The organism is Actinoalloteichus sp. GBA129-24 (genome assembly GCF_001941645.1).
Taxonomy (GTDB): domain Bacteria; phylum Actinomycetota; class Actinomycetes; order Mycobacteriales; family Pseudonocardiaceae; genus Actinoalloteichus_A; species Actinoalloteichus_A fjordicus.
Genome location: NZ_CP016077.1, coordinates 4,936,527 through 4,956,624, shown reverse-complemented (window position 1 = coordinate 4,956,624; position 20,098 = coordinate 4,936,527). Strand labels below are relative to the sequence as shown.

Below are 20,098 nucleotides of genomic sequence, written 5' to 3'. Positions count from 1 at the left end.
AGGTGCCGGCGCTCTGCCTGATGGAACGATCCGAAAGACCGGCGGCCGGGCGACCAGAGTCGTCAGTGGACACCGAATCGACAGACGGGTGCGGACGGCCCGTGTGGTCGGGTGGAGGAGCGACTCATCCAGTCCGTTGACGTTCCGCGCTGGCAGTTGTGCGAGGGAACCGCGCGCGCTTCGCCCCATCGGGACGCGAGGGCCCGGTGGGCAGTGCTGGAGGTTTCGCGGCATCCGATGACAATGGGGGTGGACTGTTTCTTCAGCCAGGGAGATCATCGTGACGTCATCGGTGGTGCCGATCGTGCGGCGGTCGGCTCGTGCTGTGCTGATCGATCATGAAGGTCAGCTGGTGGCGATCAAGCGCACCAAGGCTGGGGTAGCTCCGTACTGGACGACGCCGGGCGGTGGTATCGAACCCGGGGATCCCAGCCGTGAGGCCGCGTTGGAGCGCGAGTTGCTCGAGGAACTCGGCGCGAAGGCAGTTATCGGGCAGCAGCTGACCCTAATCACTTCCGTTGCCGAGGGCGGGCAGAGCGTCCAGTACTTCTTCGCCGCCACCCTTGTCAGCCTTGATGAGTCGGCGCGGACCGGCGACGAGCACACCGACGTCAGCCGTGGCGGCTACGAGATGGAGCGGATCCCGCTGGAGCAGTTGGCCGAGTATGACCTCAAGCCCACCGTTCTGCGTGACTTCGTGCTGGAGAACCGCTCCGCGGTGCTGGCAGATCTTCCTCCGGTCGTTTAACGACTCGCCCAGATCCCTGCGGGGGCGGGATCTACCCGCCCGTGACGATGACGACTTCGAGCGTGCGGGGGCCGTGCACGCCCTCGACGCGGTTCAGCTCGATGTCGCTGGTCGCCGACGGGCCGCTCACGAAGGTCAGCGGTCTGGTGCCGTCGAGCCGGGCCAGCGCCTCGGGCAGCGAGACCGCCACCTGATCGGCCCGCACCACGCACAGGTGATAGTCGGGCAGCAGGGTGAGCACTCGCCTGCCCTGCGCCTCGCCCGCGTCCAGCACCAGCGTGCCGGTCTCGGCCACGGCCACGGCGCAGCCGGTGAGCACGCCGTCGATGCCGTCCAGCTCGTCGATGGTCAACGACTGATCCGTGTCGAGTCGCCAGGTCACCTCGGGTGCCAGCCAGCTCGTGGGCAGGTCGACGGGGGCGGCCATCCGCCGGGCGCCGCGTGCCGCCAACGACGTCGCGATCCGGCTGGGCAGTCCGGCGGCGTCGACCCGGTGCACCACCGCGCGGTAGTCCTCGATCCGCTCGGCGAGCAGCGCGAGCGGATCGGCCGCCTCGCGGGTGCGGTCGTAGTCCCTGGGCACCGTGACCGGGCCGGGCCGGTCGGCCAGCGCGGCCCGGATGCGGCCCAGCACGGCCTCGCGTGCCGAGCCCACCTGCCGGGTCCCCGCCTGCCTGGCCGCCGCGCGCTCGGATTCAGCCACGGGTCCTCCTCCACCACGCGCGGAACGTCTCCTTGGGCGGCGCGGGCAGGTCCCGCGAGGAGGTCCACTTCGATCCCGGCCACGGCAGGCTGGTGATCCGCCCGCCCCGACTGAGCAGCCTGCCGATCCCGGCGGCCTTCTGGGCTGCGGCCCAGCGGCGGGCGTCGCCCATCGCCCAGGCGAGCGCGGCCATCGCCACCGCCTCCGGAGAGGTCTTGTTCTTGGCCTGAACCGCCTCGGCCCGCAGGTGCACCAGCACCTCGGGGATGTCGATCCGCACCGGACAGACCTCGAAGCACGCGCCGCACAGCGAGGAGGCATAGGGCAGCGACCTCGCCTGCTTGTCGACGTCCTCCCCGAGCAGCTGCGGGGTGAGGATCGCGCCGATCGGACCCGGATACACCGAGCCGTAGGCCGCGCCGCCGGTGCGCTCGTAGACCGGGCACACGTTCAGGCAGGCCGAACACCGGATGCAGCGCAGCGCCTGCCTGCCCACCGTGTCGGCCAGCGTGTCGGTGCGACCGTTGTCCAGCAGGATCAGGTGGAAGTTCTTCGGCCCGTCACCGGGCGTCACCCCGGTCCACACCGACGTGTAGGGGTTCATCCGCTCCGCAGTGGACGACCGGGGCAGGAGTTGGAGGAAGACCTCCAGATCGGACCACGTCGGCACCACCTTCTCGATGCCCATCACGGTGATCAGCGTCTCCGGCAGGGTGAGGCACATCCGACCGTTGCCCTCGGACTCGACCACCACCACCGATCCGCTGTCGGCCACCGCGAAGTTCGCCCCCGACACGGCCACCTTCGCCGTGAGGAACTTCTGCCGAAGGTGCCTGCGGGCCGCCTCGGCCAGCTCCCTGGGCTCGTCGGTGATGTCCTCGGGCACGTCGGGCATCTCCCGCCGGAAGATCTCCCGGATCTCCGAGCGGTTGCGGTGGATCGCGGGGACCAGGATGTGGGAGGGACGGTCCTCGCCCAGCTGCACGATCAGCTCCGCGAGGTCGGTCTCCACCGCCTGCACGCCGCCCTCGGCCAGCGCCTCGTTCAACCCGATCTCGGCGGTCGCCATCGACTTGATCTTGACGACCTCGTCGGCGCCCGCCTCGCGGGTGAGGCGCAGGACGATCTCGTTGGCCTCCACGGCGTCGCGGGCCCAGTGCACGACCCCGCCGCGCGCGGTGACCGCGGCCTCCAGTCGCTCCAGGTAGGTGCCGAGGTCGGCGAGCACCTCGTCCTTGATCGCCTCGCCTGCCAGCCGCAGCGGCTCCCAGTCGGGCAGCTCGGCCACGGCGCCTGCCCGCTTGCCTCGGATCGTGGTCGTCGCGTTGCGCAGATTGGTGCGCAGCTGAGTGTCCGCCAGGGCCGTGCGCGCCGCCTTGGGGAAGGTCGGCGTGCCCAGCCAGGTCACGCCACGGCCTGCCATGGCTCCTCCTCCGTGCTGCTCAGGATCTCCGCGAGGTGAACAGGACTGACGCCTGCCCGGAGCCGGGACAGCCCGCCGCCGATGTGCATCAGGCAGGAGTTGTCCCCGGCGGTGAGCACCTCGGCGCGGGTCTCGGTGATGCCCTTGATCTTGTCCGTCAGCATCGCGCTGGAGGTGTCGGCGTTCTTGATGGCGAAGGTGCCGCCGAAGCCGCAGCAGGACTCGGCCTCGGGCAGCTCCACCAGCTCCAGGCCCCGCACCGCGCGCAACAGCCGCATCGGTCGGTCGCCGACCTTCAGCATCCGCAGCGAGTGACAGGTGGGGTGATAGGTGACCCGATGGGGGAAGTAGGCGCCGACGTCGGTGACGCCCAGGACGTCCACCAGGAACTCCGACAGCTCATGGCTGCGGATGGCGGCCTGCGTCGAGTCGAGCAGCTTCGGGTAGATCTCCCGGACCATGCCGACGCACGAGCCCGACGGCGCCACCACCGCGTCGTACTCGGTGAAGATGCGCTCGTAGTCGGCGGCCAGCGCCGCCGCGTGCTTCGGATATCCCGTGTTGTAGTGCATCTGCCCGCAGCAGGTCTGGGCCGCCGGGAAGTCGACCTCGCAGCCGAGCCGCTCCAGCAGCCGCACCACGGCCTGCCCGGTGCGCGGGTACAACGTGTCGGTCACGCACGTCGCGAACAGCGCCACCCGCACTACCACCAGCCCCCTTGTTCCTCCGCCGCCATGCCGGTGCTTCCGAGCTTGTCAGACCGGGCGGGGCGATGCGTGCACCCCGAGCCGGAAATCGACGGCTGAAACCGGCCGGCAGGCCCGGCGGTGTCCTCGCCGACCAGCGCCGTGCCTGCTCCGGCGGCGTCGCCCGCGCCCGATTCCGCCGTTTCCGCGCTCGGCCGGTCTCGTCGCAATCAGGATCGTCTCAGCGCACCACGGGCCGTTCGTGGGCAGGCTCCCTCCCTCCCACGCCGAGCAGACCCGCGCGAGTCGAGCGAGTCGGATGGTGGCAGTGGGACGGGTGTGGGTGGCACGGCAGCGGGGCGAGGGCCGTTCGTGTCATGGTCTTGTCTGATCAGGGTTCGAAACGAGCCGTGGCAGCGGGAGGGGACCGGACATGCGTGCGTTGACGGTGACGCCGGGCGAGCAGGACTCGCTGCGAGTCGACGAGGTGGACGACCCGACACCCGGACCGGGCGAGCTGCTCGTGGACGGCCTCGCGGTGGGGGTGTGCGGAACGGACCGGGAGATCGTGGACGCCCAGTTCGGGGAGGCCGTGCCGGGCCGCAGGAGGCTGATCATCGGGCACGAGTCCCTCGGCCGGGTTCGGCAGGCGCCCGCGGACTCCGACTTCGCCGAAGGCGACCTCGTCGTGGGCGTCGTCAGAAGACCGGACCCCGAGCCCTGCGGCGCCTGTGCGCGCGGGTACTTCGACATGTGTCGCAACGGCCGCTACACCGAGCGCGGCATCAAGGGCCTGGACGGCTACGCGAGCGAGGCCTGGACGGTGGAGTCCGAGTACGCGGTCCGGCTCGACCCCCGGCTCTCCGACGTCGGCATGCTGCTGGAGCCGACCAGCGTGGTCGCCAAGGCCTGGGATCAGATCGAGCGGATCGGGCAGCGCTCCTGGTACGAGCCGAAGAGCGTCCTCATCACCGGCGCCGGGCCGATCGGCCTGCTCGCCGCGCTCATCGGCGTCCAACGCGGCCTCGACGTCCACGTGCTGGACCGGGTCGTCGACGGACCCAAGGTCGCCCTGGTCCGGGACCTCGGGGCCACCTATCACCACGACGGCGTGTCGGCATTCGGCACGCGACTGCGCCCGGACATCGTCATCGAGGCCACGGGCGTCGATCAGCTCGTGTGCGAGGCGATGGCGGTGACCGCCGCCTACGGGATCGTCTGTCTCACCGGCGTCTCCTCGCCGGGTCGGGTGCTGCCCACCGACCTCGGCAGCCTCAACCGGAGCATCGTCCTGGAGAACGACGCCGTCTTCGGCTCGGTCAACGCCAACCTGGGGCACTACACGCTTGCCGCCGACGCCCTGGCGGCGGCGAACCGGGACTGGCTCGCCCGACTGGTGACCAGGCGCGTCCCGCTGGCGCGATTCCACGAGGCCTTCGAACACCACGAGGACGACGTGAAGGTGATCATCGACCTGACGACCACCGGCGGCTGACCGCAGGCCCGTCGGCGGCCCGCTCGCCCGGCTCGTCGTGCCGAGGTCGCAGGCAGGCTCGGCCCGCGCTCCGTGCTGCGAGCCGATGCCGCCTGCTCAGCGCCTGTCCTCGGCCCTGCTCCGCCGTGAGCGGGGATCGGCGTGGACGAGTCGCACGGCGAGCGGAGGGCGCCTGCACGGAGTCATGGTGACCGACGCCGCCGCCTGCCCCGCGCAACTCCGACGGCAGGGAGCACCGACCGGCTCTCATAGCTGCCGAGAGTCGACGCTCGCCGCGACGACGCCCCAGAACGCGGACCGCACGTCGCGGCGGATCTGCTCCTGTTCCTGGAGGTCGATGCCGAGGGCCTGCTCGACATGGGCGCGCAGCCCCTGGTCCAACGCGTGCGGAATGCTGGGTCGACGAGCCAGCAGGTCGGCCAGTTCGGAGCTGGAGCTGTTGGCGAGCCAGCGCGCGGTGAACTCGGCCGAGGCGGCCCTCGGCGTCAGCATCGCCTGAATCGGGCTGGGCGTCGCCTGCTCACCGTCGGCGTCCTCCCCCGACTCGATCTGCACGGGAATCGGAAGCACCGTGGGCGGCGGCAACGGCGGCCGGAGGTCGAACACCGGGGTCAGCTCGTCCTTGGAGAGGCTGTGCAGCCGATCCGACTCGAACACCAGCTCCTCGGACTGGTTGTACTTGCCGCTCTCGGCCTCGATGCCCACCAGCACGACGCGCACGCCGTGATCCTGCGCCGTGCGCACACCCTCCCGCAGATCCTCGTCCCCGCTCACCAGCAGCACGTCGCTCACCGCGCCCAACTGGGCCAGCATGATCATGTCGCGGTAGATGAGGGCGTCGACGCCCTTCTGCTGGCCGCTGCCGTTGAGCCTGCCCAGCCGCAGCTTCACGTCCGGCAGCACGGCGATGGCCCGCTGTTCGCTCGTCCGATGGCCGCCCCGCGCCGCGTCGTACCAGTAGGTCCGCAGTACCGGCATGCCGGTCAGCTCCTCGGCGACCGAGGTCATCAGGCTGAGGAACGGCTCGGGTTTGAGCAGCAGGGCCGAGCGCGACGTGGTCTGTCGGCAGAGTCTGCCCCCCTCCGCGTAGAGATAGCCTGCGTCGACGAAGATCGCACATCGATCCATCAGCAGCCCTCTCTACGGGAAAAGGGGCCGCCGGAAGAGAAGGCGACCCCCGGCCACTCAACGGAGCAGCCAACGCAACACTGCGCCCGTGGACGCGTCGTCATTATCGGTCATCCCCCCGACTTTCTCGTCGCCACCCCCGGTTTCTCGTCATTCCCGCCGCGATGCCAGGGATTTCACCCCGTCGACCGACCCCACCTACCCGATCGAAGGAGCCGCCGCGCCGCGTGGTCGGATCGACGCCGGGCGGCGTCGGCCGGGCCCGCCGCGCGCGGCCCGGGTCCCTGTCCGGCCCCGCCGGGCCGAGACCCCGGCTCACGGGACCGCCGTGATCGACCAGAGCACGCAGCCGTGCGCGGGCAGGGACACCGTGCGCGTCGTGCCGAACCGGGCAGGCTCGGCGACGGACCACAGGTCGACGACCAGTTCGTCGGGCTCGATGTCGAACTCGGCCGCCGTCACGCGGGACTCGGCGGCCTCGTCGCCCAGGTTGAACTGCGCGACATAGCGGAGCAGGCCGTCCGTGCTCTGCGCCGTCCAGACGACGAGGTCGCCGTCCTGTCGGTGCCTGCGGTTGCCGACGCTGTCTCTGGTGATGCGCAGGACGGCGTCGTTGGTGAGCAGGCCGAGCGTCCACTCGTCGGTGGAGGGCAGGTCGCCGCCGAACATCAGCGGCGAGCGGGCCATCGCCCAGAGCGTCATCAGGGTCCGCTGCTCGTCGCGGGTGAGCCGCGAGGCGCGGTCGTCGCCGCCGTGGGCCCGGATGCCGATCCGGCCCAGCGGCAGCATGTCGGCGTCGGGCCAGTGACCCGGGCCTGCGTGCGCGACCCAGCGCGCCGTGCGGTCGAACTGGGCGTGGACGTCGGGCCACCGATCCCACAGGTCGTCGGAGATCCGCCAGAGCCTGCTGTGCCGGGTGAGGTGATCGACGTGCTCCACGGCCAGGTCGGTGCCGGGGGAGAGACTGAGCGTCATCGGCCTGCCGCTGGCCTCGATCGCCCGAGAGAAGGCCTCGATCTCGGATCGGTGGTACGGGACGAGCATGTCGTCCGCCTTGACGTAGTCCACGCCCCACTCGGCGAAGCGGGCCAGCAGCGAGTCGTAGTAGGCCTGCGCGCCGGGATGCTCGTGGTTCAGCCCGAGGTTGTCGGGGTTCCACGGGCAGACGTTCTCGTGATCGGCGACGTCGGCGGCCGTCCACTCGGTGCCCAGGATCGGCAGCCGCAGCGCGACGGCCTGCCGGGGGATGCCGCGAAGGATGTGCAGACCGAAGCGCAGCCCCATCGCATGGATTCGTGCGCCCAGGGGTGCGAAGCCCGCACCGCCCGCCGAGGAGGGGAACCGGTTCGGGGAGGGCATCGGCCTGCCGTGCTCGTCGAGGTCCAGCATCGCGCCCTCGTGGTATCCGCTGGTGTCGGCGGTCGGCTCGTACCACTGGATGTCGACCACCACGTGGTCCCAGCCGTGCGGCAGCAGGTGATCGCGGAGGTACTCGGCGTTGGCGAGCACCTCGTGTTCCCGGACCGAGCCGCCGTAGCAGTCCCAGCTGTTCCAGCCCATCGGCGGGGTGCGGGCGAGTGCGGGCGGCGGCTGCCCGCCTGCCGCCTTGCCCGGAGATCCTGCCACTGGATCGGCCATGCCAAGCCCCTGCCCGCAGTCGTCGAGACGAAGATCGTCGAGTCCTCATCGAGTGGAGCGGACCGGGCCATGGGCAGGCAACCGCCGGGCGAGTGGCAAGGGGGCGAAAGACGGTGCGATCACACGGCCGGGGGAGAGCCGGTCCGGGCCCGAGGCGACCAGGGACCGACCGTTCGTGTGGCGGGACGGCCGACGGCGCGCTGGCCGCCTGCGGCCGTGGCCTTCGCACGTGATGCGGCCGGGCGCCGACGGAGCAGATGATCAACGGCCGTGGGTGCCCCGACCGAGGCAGACTCTCGCGGGATCTGCGGGTATGCGGAGATCCGGGGCGTGGCCGTCCGTCGGCGGCCACGCGTCGGCGAGGGAGCGGTGGAGCGGTCGGACGATCCTCGTCGATCGACCGACCGCCCCGGCCTGCGCGGCGAGGAGCTGCTCAGGCGGCGTCGGCCAGGATCTGCTCGGCCTCGGTCATGAAGCGGGCGGCCGTGTCGGCCACGGTGGCCCGGTCGTAGGCGACCTCCTCGTTGAGCCGCTGCATCAACCGCTCGACGCCTGCGCCGCCGGGCGGCGGCGGGGCGGGGGTCTCGCCCAGCAAGCCCTCCATGCTGTTCTCGTATTCCTCGATCCGGGCGTTCACGCCTTCGAATTCGGCGGTCTCCCGTTGGGTGGTGGTGGCGGGGAGACCCCGGTTGGCGCCGAAGATCCGCCCGGCGTCGGGATCGTTGATCATGAAGTCGATGAGCCGCGCCGACTCCTCAGGATGATCAGTGCGGGTCGTCACGCTCATCAGCATGGACGGCTTGGCGTAGAGGCCGAGTTCGTCGGTGTCGCTGGGAAAGGGCGCCAGGGCCAGTTCGCTGCCGTAGGTGTTCTCGGTGCTGGGCAGGAAGTTGTCCCAGGCGAACTCCGAGGCGGTGGCGCCGACGGCCAGCGACGTGTCGGCGATGGCCTGGTCCACGGCGGAGAGCGGGATGACGCTCTCCGCGTCGCGCCACCGCTCGTTGAGCTCCCAGAACTCGATCAGGTCAGCCTCGGTGAAGCCGAGCTCGCCGGAGTCCGTGTACACCTGGCCGCCGTTCTGCCGCAGCCACACGTCGAGCATGTGCAGATGCTCGCCGATGTCCATGCCGCCCCACGGGTCGCCCCCGTTGGCCTCGGTGACGGCGGCCGCCGCGGCGGCGTAGTCGTCCCAGGTCCAGCCCGTCTCGGGCCGGACGGCGCCTGCGGCGTCCCAGACGGCGGCGTCGTACTGGAAGGACATCATGTTGCTGCCGATGGGGATCGCGTAGTAGCCGTCGTCCACCCGGCCCGCCTCGCTCAGCCCGCCCACGAGGTCGTCGGTGTCGATCTGTTCGCCCACTAACGGGGCCAGATCCAGCAGGACGCCGCGATCGGCGTATTCGCGGAGGTACGTGTAGTCCATCTGCACGACGTCGGGCGGGTTGCCGCCCGCCGCCTCGGTCGCCAGCTTCTGCCAATAGCTCTCGAAGTCGGCGAACGTGATGTCCACGGTGATGTCCGGGTTCTTCTCCTCGAAGATCGCAATCGCCTCGGTGGTCAGGTCACCACGATCGGTGTTGCCCCAGAAGGTGTAGGTGAGATTCACCGGGCCGTCATCGCCCGCGGCGCCTCCGCAACCCGCCGCCACCAGCGCCACGCTCATCAGCCCGGCTGTCAGGCCTGCGGACCTCCGGCGTCTCGGTCCTTGCGAAGTCGACGTCACTGTCGTTCCTCCCCGTCGTGGATGTCGCCCGGCCCCCGACGACCGGCCTCGATGGTCGGTCTGCAGCCGGAAGCGTTCGCCCATTATTGAGAGACCCGGGTCACAGTCAAGATTCATCGACGTCGATCTGTGTCGGAATGGCTGATTCCGGCCCGTGACGTCCGATATGTCGGACGAATAGCTCCGAAGGGGTGATTCGGGTTCGATGAGGGAGTGCTGATCGGGGGCCTGTTCGCGGCTGTCTCCCGTCTTTCCATCGTGCGTGGCGGCGAATTGGATCTGATATGCCAGACGGCAAATGAGGCCGATCCGTTGTAGACGATCAAGGGCTGCCCGCCGTCGACCCGCTGGATCGGTGCGGGCGACCGACCGTCGTCTCGCCTCGAGTCACCCGCATGCCGAGGGGTGCCGAGCGTGGCGGCACCGCGCGGGTACTGAGGTCGACCCCGTCGCGGCGACTCGACGGCGACACGACTCCGCTCCGCCCGCACGGCGTCGAACGGGCAGGCTCGTGGGTCGGCCGCCGCGTGCGGTGGTGATCGACGATCTCTCCGCTTGGGACGGATCTCGTGATCGTCTACCCGCGATCGGGGGCCGTCTGATCGGGTGACCGACTCCCGGCGAGTCGTCCGGCCCTCGCATACGGTGCTGGAAAGCCGCTGGTCGGCGGCTGATCACAGCACCGTCGTGTCGATCTCGGCTGCGGTGGTGGGGGACCGAGGGAGTCGGGGATGAGTGGTGGTCGATCACGCTGGATTCGTCGGGCGGGCCTTGCGGTCTGCACCATGGTCGCGTTGCTGCTCGGCGGCGTGCCCGCCTTCGGCGCGGACGGGACGTTCCGCAATCCGCTGTACGCCCAGGACGGCGCCGACCCGTGGCTGACCTACCACGACGGCAACTACTACCTGACCGGCACCTATCACTCCTCCGAGATCGTGATGCGTCGATCCCCGACGCTGGCGGGCCTGGCTGAGGCCGAACCCGTGGTCGTGTGGCGTGGTGACGATCCCTCCCGATGCTGCTATTTCTGGGCGCCCGAGTTCCGGCTGCTGAACGGGCCGAACGGGCGCCGCTGGTACCTGCACTACAGCGCCGGGGTCAGCGGCTCGGCCGACCACCAGCGGATGCACGTCCTGGAGAGCGCGGGCACCGACCCGATGGGCCCCTACACCTACAAGGCGCAGCTCAACCCGCCCGGCGAAGACCAGTGGTCCATCGACGGGAGCTACCTGGAGATCCCCGGCCGAGGCCTGTACTTCCTCTGGTCGCAGTGGAGTGACGTCGCCCAGGAGAACTGGATCGCCCCGATGCGTGATCCCTGGACCATCAGCGGCGCCAAGCGGCTGCTGTCCACCCCGGAGCACCCCTGGGAGACGAGCGGCCTGCGGGTGAACGAGGCACCGGTGGCCCTGCAGCGCAACGGTCAGACCCACATCGTCTACTCGGCCAGCTACTGCGGCACGCCCGACTACAAGCTGGGCCTGCTGACCCTGCGCGGCAGCGACCCGATGCTGCCCGGCGCCTGGACCAAGCATCGGGACCCGGTGTTCGAGCGATCGGACTCCGCAGGCGTGTTCGGCCCCGGCCACAACGGCTTCTTCACCTCTCCCGACGGCAGGGAGGACTGGATCGTCTATCACGCTCAGGGTTCCGCGTCGGGCGGGTGCGGCCAGGGCCGTACGATCCGGGCTCAGCCCTTCGAGTGGAACCGGGACGGCACCCCCGACTTCGGCAGCCCCGTCGCCGCAGGCGTGGAGCTGCCCGCCCCGTCCGGCGAGGGACGGCGGCTGGCGAGCCCGGCCGACACGTCGACCACGCCGTGGATCACCTCGCCGGTGAAGGTCACCGTCGCGGGCCGGTCCCGCCGAGTGAGCGAGCCGGAGCGCGCCGACCATCTGGGGTGAGTCTGGGCGCAGCGGCCGCCCGCTGCGCGCTCTCGCCGCCGGGCGAGCCGATCGGCCTCCCCGGCCGACGTCACGGGTGCCGCCCGCCCGGCGGTGTCTCCTTCGATCACCTGCGCCTCGGCGGACTTGACCTTGACTGTTGTTGAGCTTCTAGCGTCCCGGTCATCGACGATGACGTCCCACCACGATGGGACAGACGAAGGAGCTCACGATGACTGCGCAGCATCCGATCCTCGTGATCGGCGCCACCGGCAAGGTCGGCAGGAACGTCGTCGCCCAGCTGTATCAGGAGGGCGTCGCCGTGCGGGCGATGACGCGGGCTCCCGAGGCGGCGGGACTGCCCGACGGCGTCGACGTCGTTCGTGGCGATCTCGCCGACCCGACGAGCCTCACGGCCGCGCTGGCCGGGGTGCGATCGGTGTTCCTGGTCTGGCCGCTTCTCACGGCCGAGCTGGCGCCCGCCGTGATCTCGTCGATCGACGCCGAGGCCGATCGAATCGTCTATCTCTCGTCGAGCGGTGTTCGCGAGGACGCCGAACGGCAGTCCGATCCCATCAACCAGTTCCACGCCGACGTCGAACAGGAGATCCAGCGCACCGATCTGGCGTGGACCTTCATCCGTGCGGGCGGCTTCGCAGGCAACGATCTCGAATGGGCGGCGGAGATCCGGGCGGACGGAGTCGTCCGGGCGCCCTTCGCCGAGGCCGCCGGGGCCATGCTCCACGAGGCCGACATCGCAGCGGTGGGAGTCCGGGCGCTCCTTGACGACGGACACGTGGGGACCAAGCCGGTCCTGACCGGTCCCGAGGTGCTCAGCAACGCGGAGCGGGTCGCGATCATCGGCGAGGTGCTCGGCAGGCCGACCCGGTTCGAGGAGCTTGCCGTTGCCCAGGCGCGCGAGCAGATGGTCGCGCAGGGCTGGCCGGTCGACGTCGTCGACGGAATCTTCGCCGCCCATGCCGAGACGATCACCTCGGTCGAGAAGATCGAGTCCACCGTGTCCGACATCGTCGGTCGTCCCGCGCGTACCTATCGCGAGTGGGTCGCCGATCACGTCGCCGACTTCCGCTGAGCCGAGGCGTCCGGCGTCGCCCAGGGGCCGGGAGACGGCTGGCGCCCCGTGTCGCAGGCAGGGGCGGGCTCTCCGCCGCCCGCAAGGGACGGCGCGAGCGCCACGGCGGGCAGGGACCTGCCGGTCTCGCGCGGGCTCCGCCGATCCGGTGCCGGGCGTCGAGTTCGCGCCGTAGAGTATTTTCGATCACAGTCTGCGAGGGCGAGCGGAGGCGGAGTCGGCGATGGGCGGAGCCTGGTCGGACCGATCGGGACGAGACCCTGCGGTCGGCAACCACGCGGCCGACGTGGGCGGCTCGGTGGTGCAGGTGGGCACCGTGCACGGCGACGTGACGTGGTTGCTTCCCACCGAGCAGCGCCCGGTGCCGCATCAGATCCCCGCCGGGCCGGGCCGGTTCGTCAATCGAGTCGCCGAGCTGTCCGCCGTGGACGAGCTGCTGCGCGATGCGGGCGCAGACTCGACATGGATCATCGTCCTGACCGGGCTGGCCGGTGTCGGCAAGAGCGCGCTGGCGCGTCGCTGGGCGCGCGATGCCGGGGACCGGTATCCCGGCGGGCAGCTCTACATCGACTACTCGACACGACGCACCGAGGCAGGCACCGCCGTCGGCGACGCGCTGGCCGAATGCCTGCGGGGACTGGGCGTGCACCGCGAGCACATCCCGGCGGAGCTGGCCGAGCGCACGGCCCTGTTCCGGACCCGGACCGCGACGCAGCCGGTGCTGGTGCTGCTCGACGACGTCACCGAGGCGGCTCACGTCGAACCGCTCGTGCCCAACAGTCCGGGCAGTGCCGTGGTCGTGACCAGCAACGCCAGGCTCACCGAGGCCGATTTCGAGACCGACGCCCGGATGGTGGTCCTCGATCCGCTCGACGACGCGGGCGGTGCGGAGCTGCTGACGCGCTTCTGCGGCGAGGAGCGCATCGGCCGGGAGCCCTCGGCCTCGACCGCGCTGGTCCGGCTGTGCGGCGGCCTGCCGATCGCGCTGCGGGTCGCCGCCGCTCGGCTGACGGCCCGGCCGCACGCCACCGTCGCCTCGCTGGTGGCGGAGCTGGCCGACGAGCGTCGTCGGCTGCGCGCCCTGTCGTCGAGAGGAGAGCGCACGGTGTCCACCGTGTTCGACCACGCCTACCGGAGCCTGCCCGCCGAGGCGGCCCTGGTGTATCGCAGGCTGGGGCTGCTGCCCGGCCCGGACGCCTCCGTCGACACCGCCGCCCTGGCCGCCGACGTCGACGAGTCGACGGCCCGATCGGCGCTGGCCGTCCTGGTCGACGCGAACCTGGTGACCGAGGAGCCCGGCGAGCGATACCGCCTCCACGACCTCGTCCGACTCCATGCCAGGGAGCGCGCGGCGGGGGAGGAGCCCGCCTCGGCGCGTGCGGAGCTGCTGGACAGGCTGGTCGGGCAGCGGCTCGGGCTGGTCGCGGCGGCCGACCGCGCCGTGATGGGCGCCAGGACCCGGATCGCGGATCACGAGGCACTGCTCACCGACGTCGACGACCCCTTCACCGGACCGCGCGGCGCCGCGCTCGCGCTGGACTGGCTGACCGGCGAACGCGCCTGCCTGCTCGCCCTGCTGCGTGCCGTCGCGGAACAGGGCTGGGATGAGCGAACGTGGCAGCTCGCCGAGGCGATGGTCCCGCTCTACCTGCACCGTCGCTACCTCGCGGACTGGATCGAGGCCAGTGATCTCGGCGCCACCGCCGCGCGGCGGGCCGGCCACCCCGCCGCCGAGGCGCGACTGCGCAGCCTGGTGTCTCGGGCCTACACCGAGCTCAGTGAGCACGACCGGGCGGGGGCAGAGCTGGACACGGCGTTGCGGCTGGCAGAGCAGGCGGGCCGACCGGCGCTGCTCGCCTCGGTCTGGGAATTCATCGGCCGACATCGCGACGTCGTCGACCCGCCCGGCGCGCTGACGGCCTACCGCCGCTCGATCGAGCTGAACGAGCAGGCAGGCGAGTCCCGAGGCGCCGCGCTGGGCGCCTACTTCCTCGGCTGCGCCCTCGCGGCGGCCGACCGGCCTGCCGACGCGCTCGCCGAGCTGCGTCGGGCCGCCGACCAGCTGGCTGCGCTGGGCGATCGGCGGATGGTCGGGCGGGTGCTCATCGCCCTCGGCTCGCTGCACCGCCTGCTCGGCGAGCACGACACGGCGGCCGAGGAGCTCGGCGAGGCGGTCGAGCTGTTCGAGGAGCGCGGCGCGATCCACTACGAGGCCCAGGCGCGGCGGGCGCTCGCGGACCTCGCCGAGACGCGCGGCGATCGGCAGGGTGCACGGGCTCAGCTGAGCCGGGTGCTGGCCGTCGAGGTCGAGACCGGCGGGCCTGCCGTGGCCGAGTTGCGGGAGCGGCTGGCGGCGCTCGAGGACTGATCGAGCCGATCCTCGGCAGGCGGGGCCTCGCCCGCGTCGCGCGATCGTCGGGCCGTCCTGCCGCCGCTGGGCCGGCCGGGCGGCCCGCCGCCGATCAGGCGGGCTCGACCAGCGTCATCGTGAGGACCCGTTCGGCCGCGCCGACGCGCACGAACAGCCTGCCTGCACCGAGAACGCCCGCGAGCAATGCGGCATAGGCGGCCGAGGCCGCGAGCATCGTGTCCGGCTTGCCACCGTCGTCGGCGGCGATCCGCAGGCGGCGTCCGTCGCGCAGCCCCAGCAGCGTGCCCCCGGCGACGGCCGTCGCGGCGAGTCGGGCGCCGGGATTGCGCCGCAGTGCCTCGGCGAGCCAGGCCGCCGCCGCCGCCTCGACCGCCGCCTCCGCCCCACCGCTCGGGTGCGCAGCCGTCGGCTCGGCCGCCTCGGGCGCCCGCGAGCGGGTCAGGACGGCCGCATCGCCGAAGAGCCGCAGGTTCGGCTCCTCCGCATCGACCAGCAGGTGTCGCGATCCGCTGTGGGGCACGTCGATTCGGCGACCCCGCACCGCTGCGGGGACGCGGTGCAGGACCACGGTGGACGGCGCGACGAAGGTCGAGGCCACTTCCAGGGAATGAACCGGGCGACGAGCGGGGAGCGGGTCCGGCGCCGCGTCCAGGACGGGTTCGGCTGCGGGTTCGGCCAGGGACAACAGCTCGTGACACAGCGTCCGCAGCAGGTCGACGGCGCGACCCGGCGCGGCGAAGGCGGCGTCGGCGAGCGGGCGGAACCGCAGCGGATCATGCACGGCCATCGCCTTGTCCACCTGTTCCCGCAGCCCCGTCGCGGGATCGAGCCGGTCTGCGGTCCGCCCGAACTCGGCGAGCGGAGTCCCCGGCACGACCTCGGTGCCGAAGGCCGCGAGCAGCACCGGCCTGCCCACGGTGGCGCCGTAGAGACTGACCGAGCCGTGATCGCCGATCAGCAGGTCGGCGGCCACCAGCGCGGCGTGCCAGCCGCGCGTCGGCGGCAGGAGCAGCAGCCCGGCCCGCATCGCGGAGTCCAGCCACTGGTCGAGCTGCCAGCCGCCATGCCAGGTCCAGGCGTTGGGATGCACGACGGCGGCCACCCGGTACTCGTCCACCGGCAGTTCGGCCAGCAGGCGATCGAGCAGCTCGGGGCGGGTGCCCAGCAACGACTGCTCGCCCCACGTCGACGACACCACCAGCAGCCGCCGCGCGGGCGACACGCCCAACAGCTCCCGATACCGGTCCCGCCGTCCCACACTGCCGAGGACCGCGTCATGGCTGGTGTCCCCGATCAGCGCCGTTCGCCCTACCGTCGCGGGCGAGGCCGCTGCCAACTGTTCGGCCTGGTCGGGGTGGGTGATCGCCAGCGTGACCCGACCGGAGTCCAGCAGGTCGGCAGGCACCAGACCCGACAGCCTGCTGGTCGGCGCGTCGACCTCGGGGACGTACTTGTGAAAGCCGATCCCGTGCGGCAGCACCAGGACCGGGGCGTCGCCGACCTGCGCCAGGTCGACCTTCTCGCTGGCCGTGATCACCAGGTCGCACCGCAGTTCGGGGACGGCGTCCCAGGGCACCACCGCAACCGGCAGCGCGCGGAGCAGCTCGGCGACCCCGGTGGAGAAGCGGGAGCCCGCGTGCACGGTGAAGACCACCTGGACGCGGGGGTCGCCGAGGAAGACGGTCGTGGCCTCCAACAGCCGGATGGCCGAGGTCAGCGTGCGGGCCACCGCGAGGACGGTGCGGCAGGGGCGATACGTCTGCCAGCGCGCGCCGTCCGCCGCCGCAGGGCCGTGCCGGGGATCAACGCGCGGCACGGTCCCGCCTGAGGCCGTGGGCGGGCGGTGCGGTGGTGGCGAGGCGGTCCGCCGGGCGCGGGACGTGCCTGCGCGCGGTCCTCGTGCCGGCAGGCGGGTCGGTTCGGGGCGGCACAACCCTGCCGAGTGCGTCGGAACCCGGCGAGCCGCACTCGCCGCGCCGAGACCCTGCGTCGCGGCGACCGGGCTGCCGCCGACCCGTCGCCCGCCGTCCTGCCTCGAGGTGATCGACTGCGGGGCGCAGGGGGCAGGCCGGGGGAGACTCCGCCGGTCGTCCCGATCTCGCCGAGCGCGGCGGTGGTGCGGTGCCGAGACCGATTCCGCCGATGGTCACCAGAATCACCGCCTCACCGGCTCGTGCGATCGACGTTTCGCACTCTAATCAAGGCGATCGACGCTCCTCCCGGCTGCGGCGGTTCCGCGACCGTGCGATCAACGCCCGTCGGCGGCCCGCACCGCGTCGAGCACGTCGAGATACCCGGCGCCCACCCGCCACAACGCGTCGGAGACCGGTTCGAGCTTTCCCGGCTTCCACCGCCGATCCGCATAGGCCTCGCTCCGATCCCGCAGGGCGCGCAGACTCAGCGCCAGCTCCGCGTCGAGCCGGGCGCGCACCGCCTCGGCGGACTCCGCCGCCGTACGCACCGACTCGCCCCGCCCCTCGCGCAGCGCGGCCAGGGTCTCCTCGGCGATTCCGTTCGCGGAGTCCCAGAGCAGCGCGGGCCGGTCGATGCGGTGATTCCACACCGGGGCGTGCACCGAGCGCCAGCGCGCCACGATCGGGCTCTTGGGCAGCCGCACGGCCCCGCCCCAGTGCTGGGAACCGGACGGCTCGTCCAGCCACGGCACCGCCTCGACGGGCAGGTCGACCGCCAGCGCGACGGAGACGTCGTCGAGATCCCGCTCCGCGCCGAGGACCTCCCCGAACACCCACAGCTGCTCGACCCGCAGCGGGAAGATCGACGCGGGGCGCGTCGCCATGTCGGCGCAGCTCTGGGCGAGGCTCTCGAGATGCCAGACGGCACGGGTCCACTTCACCGGGGCCATCCTGCCGGACGGGGGTGGCGGGGCGGCACCGTCGTCGGGGTCGGCCGGGGTCGGCGGCGGCGGATCGGGGGTCGGTGCTGATGCCGCAGGCCTCGATCGGAAGAGGCGTGCCTGGCGCCTGTGTGAGTGTGTCGTGGCGGGGGTCCGACTGCGCGGTGGTCACCCGAACTCCCCGGCCTCCGGCGTGGTGGTCGCCCGTCGGTGCCGGTGTCGGCGCAGGTGTGCGTCAGCATTCTCGGTGGCTGAACGAGCGCCTGATCAGGGTTTCGACTCCCCGTCCCCGTCGGCCTGCCTGGTGATCGTGGAGCCTGCGTCGCTCGGTTTCTCCGCGACGAGCAGCGTTCCCCAGATCCCGCCCCGTTCATCGGCCCCTGTCAGGGGACTCGTCGGGTACGTCTTCCAACCAGACGGCGTGCCTCCGTCCGTCGAGCCGCACCGAGGCGTCGAGGAACTCGACCGGTTCGACGGGCTGCACCGTCCTGGGGAACGACCTGCTGACTTCTTCGTGTGTGGGAAACACGGTGCTGGAGAACGAGGCCGCACCCTGAAATGTCGGGCTCAGGAACGAGACAGGTTTGTGGAACGAGGCGCCTGCGAACCCCGCACTGCCGGTGAATCGCGTTCGGACGAACTGAGTGTCGCCACGGAAGGATGCCGTGTCGAAGGAAGCGAAGCCGGCGAACACGACATCGGGAAAAGCCGCATCGCTGGTGAACTCGGCCTTGGTGAACCAGGCATCGCCGGTGAAGACGGCCCGGCCGAATCGGGCCTGCCCGAGGAACCGGGCCGTGGAGAAGTTCGCCCGGCCGAAGACGCAGCCTTCGAAGTCCAGATTGATCAGGTTCGCCCGACTGAGGTCGATGTCGAACTCTCCCGGCCAGTGCCGAGGATTTGCTGGCCCCGCGGCGTTTGAACGGTCGCGCCCGCGAAGCCGATCCGCCAGCAGCCGCTGGGCGGTGAGCCGGACCACGCGCTCCTGCGCCCGTTCCTGATCCTCGGCGATCTGTTCGGCGGTGGGGTCCGGCGGCAGCAGGCCCGGTTCGAGGAACGGCATCCGAAGGTAGGCACACAGCAGGTCGATGACGGTCTGGCGGTGTTCGGGACTGCCGTCGCCGAGCCGGTCGAGCGCATGCAGCCCGCCCAGCCGGACCGGCGCCTGGTCCGACCCCAGCTGTTCGACGGCCTTGAGCTGCAACTCGGTGACCCGGCGCTCGGCGGCGTCGTAGCGCGTCTCCTCGGCCGCCGCCTCGGTGGCGCGTTGCCGCCGGAACGCCAGCAGCAGGGCCAGCGCCGCCCCGACACCGCCCGCCGCCGTGAGTCCGGTGCGGACGGCCTCGTTCTGCGCGGCGACCCGATCATTGCCGGTCAACTGTGCCGCTCGCTGCCAGCCCCAGCCGCCCAGCCCGAACCCGGCCGCCAGCACCAGCGCGGCACAGCAGGCCACCACCCACCAGCGCAGCGGGCGTAGGTGGGTCTCAGCTGGGTGTTTCGGCGACGGCCGGGTCCGAGGTCGTCGACGCGGGGCGGCTTCCGATGTCACCACGTCATTGTTCCCGACCCAGTGCACTGATCGATGGGATCAGCGCCGCCGTCATCCGTCCCCGCGGGCGAGCAGCGAGCAGACGGTGGCGCCGGTGTGGCAGGCGACGGCGTCCGATCATGGTGCACGGTCGTCAGAACTCCCATTCCCAGCCGCCGTTTCCGACGATCAGACCCGCCGGGCGATAGGTGATGATCCCGGACTCATGGGCGGTGTCGAGCGCGATGCGGCCGTGGTACTGGGTGTCGGGGAGCAGCGGGCCGCTGGGGAACTGCTCGGCAGAGGTCAGGCAGCTGTACGCCGCGACCGTGCTCGGGCTGGGCGCCGCGACGCCGTCCGGGCTGATGACCCCGAAGTCATGCGTGCTGATCGCCCAGTAGTCGGAGGCGGTCAACTCCGCCGTCGTGGCGATCGTCATGTCCAGGATGACGAAGCGGCCGTGTTCCGCAGCGGTCGCCCACTCGTCGGTGCAGCCTGCGTCGACGGTGATCGCGTCGACGGTGAAGGTCGCCTTGAGTCGGTCCGGCTCGCCGAAACCTGCTGCTTCGCCGATCTCTTTCACGCCCAGGCCCCGTTCGGAGACCGTGAGTTCCGAGGAGGAGTCGTCCTCGGCGGACCGGTCGTCCTCCTCCGTGTCTGACGTCGGCGCGGCGGTGGTGCCGGTCGTCGTCGGCGCCACCAGGTTGGCGGAGTGTGCGGCGGCGACGTCGGCTGCGCGGTCTTCGGTGGCGCAGCCGGTGAGGAGAGCGGCGACGGCGAGCGCGCCGAGGAGTCGGGGACGGCGGGAGGTCATGGTGGGCCTTT

General features: G+C 71.5%; 15 protein-coding genes. 5 read left to right on the top strand and 10 right to left on the bottom strand.

Annotated elements, in window-relative coordinates:
* The first annotated feature begins 280 nt into the window (after positions 1-280).
* Positions 281-748 carry an NUDIX domain-containing protein gene (locus UA75_RS21185; protein WP_075741750.1) on the top strand — a complete coding sequence of 156 codons (468 nt, stop codon included), beginning with the start codon at positions 281-283 and terminating at the stop codon, positions 746-748.
* A 31-nt stretch (positions 749-779) separates the two neighbouring features.
* Here the strand turns inward: UA75_RS21185 and UA75_RS21180 are convergent, their stop codons facing one another.
* Genes UA75_RS21180 through UA75_RS21170 form a run of 3 tightly spaced genes read right to left on the bottom strand, consistent with a single transcriptional unit; the run spans position 780 to position 3,587 of the window.
* Complete coding sequence (locus UA75_RS21180; RefSeq protein ID WP_075744040.1) at positions 780-1,403, bottom strand: LutC/YkgG family protein; 624 nt, start codon at positions 1,401-1,403, stop codon at positions 780-782.
* A gap of 40 nt (positions 1,404-1,443) precedes the next feature.
* Positions 1,444-2,874, bottom strand: coding sequence for a LutB/LldF family L-lactate oxidation iron-sulfur protein (locus UA75_RS21175; protein WP_075741749.1), 1,431 nt, complete (start codon positions 2,872-2,874; stop codon positions 1,444-1,446).
* Positions 2,856-3,587, bottom strand: a complete 732-nt coding sequence (locus UA75_RS21170; RefSeq protein ID WP_232237860.1) for a (Fe-S)-binding protein — start codon at positions 3,585-3,587, stop codon at positions 2,856-2,858. The genes UA75_RS21175 and UA75_RS21170 overlap by 19 nt, the downstream gene beginning before the upstream one ends.
* A 406-nt stretch (positions 3,588-3,993) precedes the next feature.
* Between UA75_RS21170 and UA75_RS21165 the strand changes: the two genes are divergently transcribed.
* On the top strand, positions 3,994-5,055 hold the full coding sequence (locus tag UA75_RS21165) for a glucose 1-dehydrogenase (protein WP_075741748.1): 1,062 nt from the start codon (positions 3,994-3,996) through the stop codon (positions 5,053-5,055).
* 246 nt (positions 5,056-5,301) lie between these two features.
* Here the strand turns inward: UA75_RS21165 and UA75_RS21160 are convergent, their stop codons facing one another.
* The 3 genes from UA75_RS21160 to UA75_RS21150 form a co-directional block, all read right to left on the bottom strand.
* Positions 5,302-6,183, bottom strand: a complete 882-nt coding sequence (locus UA75_RS21160; protein WP_075741747.1) for an NYN domain-containing protein — start codon at positions 6,181-6,183, stop codon at positions 5,302-5,304.
* Between the two features lie 315 nt (positions 6,184-6,498).
* Positions 6,499-7,821 carry a hypothetical protein gene (locus UA75_RS21155; RefSeq protein WP_198042799.1) on the bottom strand — a complete coding sequence of 441 codons (1,323 nt, stop codon included), beginning with the start codon at positions 7,819-7,821 and terminating at the stop codon, positions 6,499-6,501.
* A gap of 433 nt (positions 7,822-8,254) precedes the next feature.
* Positions 8,255-9,484: an ABC transporter substrate-binding protein gene (locus tag UA75_RS21150; protein ID WP_075741746.1), complete on the bottom strand. Its 1,230-nt coding sequence runs from the start codon at positions 9,482-9,484 to the stop codon at positions 8,255-8,257.
* A 791-nt stretch (positions 9,485-10,275) separates the two neighbouring features.
* Between UA75_RS21150 and UA75_RS21145 the strand changes: the two genes are divergently transcribed.
* The 3 genes from UA75_RS21145 (at position 10,276) to UA75_RS21135 (ending at position 14,888) form a co-directional block, all read left to right on the top strand.
* Complete coding sequence (locus UA75_RS21145; protein ID WP_083683418.1) at positions 10,276-11,448, top strand: family 43 glycosylhydrolase; 1,173 nt, start codon at positions 10,276-10,278, stop codon at positions 11,446-11,448.
* A gap of 211 nt (positions 11,449-11,659) precedes the next feature.
* Positions 11,660-12,520, top strand: coding sequence for an NAD(P)H-binding protein (locus UA75_RS21140; RefSeq protein WP_075744037.1), 861 nt, complete (start codon positions 11,660-11,662; stop codon positions 12,518-12,520).
* Between the two features lie 223 nt (positions 12,521-12,743).
* Positions 12,744-14,888, top strand: a complete 2,145-nt coding sequence (locus UA75_RS21135; protein WP_075741744.1) for an ATP-binding protein — start codon at positions 12,744-12,746, stop codon at positions 14,886-14,888.
* 94 nt (positions 14,889-14,982) lie between these two features.
* Here UA75_RS21135 and UA75_RS21130 read toward each other — a convergent pair whose 3' ends face one another.
* The 4 genes from UA75_RS21130 to UA75_RS21115 all read right to left on the bottom strand — a co-directional run bounded on the left by UA75_RS21130 (position 14,983) and on the right by UA75_RS21115 (position 20,087).
* Entirely contained in the window at positions 14,983-16,707 is a 1,725-nt protein-coding gene (locus UA75_RS21130) for a hypothetical protein (RefSeq protein ID WP_157434341.1), read from the bottom strand.
* Between the two features lie 432 nt (positions 16,708-17,139).
* Positions 17,140-17,745, bottom strand: coding sequence for a hypothetical protein (locus UA75_RS21125; RefSeq protein ID WP_157434340.1), 606 nt, complete (start codon positions 17,743-17,745; stop codon positions 17,140-17,142).
* Positions 17,746-18,115: 370 nt separating this feature from the next.
* Positions 18,116-19,294 (bottom strand): pentapeptide repeat-containing protein, encoded by a 1,179-nt coding sequence (locus UA75_RS21120; RefSeq protein ID WP_157434339.1) that lies wholly within the window; start codon positions 19,292-19,294, stop codon positions 18,116-18,118.
* A 133-nt stretch (positions 19,295-19,427) separates the two neighbouring features.
* Positions 19,428-20,087, bottom strand: a complete 660-nt coding sequence (locus tag UA75_RS21115) for a hypothetical protein (protein ID WP_075741740.1) — start codon at positions 20,085-20,087, stop codon at positions 19,428-19,430.
* Positions 20,088-20,098: the final 11 nt, after the last annotated feature.

Excerpts from the sequence above, each read along its gene's own strand:
- UA75_RS21175 (WP_075741749.1), bottom strand. The coding sequence starts at position 2,874 with ATGGCAGGCCGTGGCGTGACCTGGCTGGGCACGCCGACCTTCCCCAAG.
- UA75_RS21165 (WP_075741748.1), top strand. The coding sequence starts at position 3,994 with ATGCGTGCGTTGACGGTGACGCCGGGCGAGCAGGACTCGCTGCGAGTC.
- UA75_RS21160 (WP_075741747.1), bottom strand. The coding sequence starts at position 6,183 with ATGGATCGATGTGCGATCTTCGTCGACGCAGGCTATCTCTACGCGGAG.
- UA75_RS21155 (WP_198042799.1), bottom strand. The coding sequence starts at position 7,821 with ATGGCCGATCCAGTGGCAGGATCTCCGGGCAAGGCGGCAGGCGGGCAG.
- UA75_RS21150 (WP_075741746.1), bottom strand. The coding sequence starts at position 9,484 with ATGAGCGTGGCGCTGGTGGCGGCGGGTTGCGGAGGCGCCGCGGGCGAT.
- UA75_RS21145 (WP_083683418.1), top strand. The coding sequence starts at position 10,276 with ATGAGTGGTGGTCGATCACGCTGGATTCGTCGGGCGGGCCTTGCGGTC.
- UA75_RS21140 (WP_075744037.1), top strand. The coding sequence starts at position 11,660 with ATGACTGCGCAGCATCCGATCCTCGTGATCGGCGCCACCGGCAAGGTC.
- UA75_RS21135 (WP_075741744.1), top strand. The coding sequence starts at position 12,744 with ATGGGCGGAGCCTGGTCGGACCGATCGGGACGAGACCCTGCGGTCGGC.
- UA75_RS21115 (WP_075741740.1), bottom strand. The coding sequence starts at position 20,087 with ATGACCTCCCGCCGTCCCCGACTCCTCGGCGCGCTCGCCGTCGCCGCT.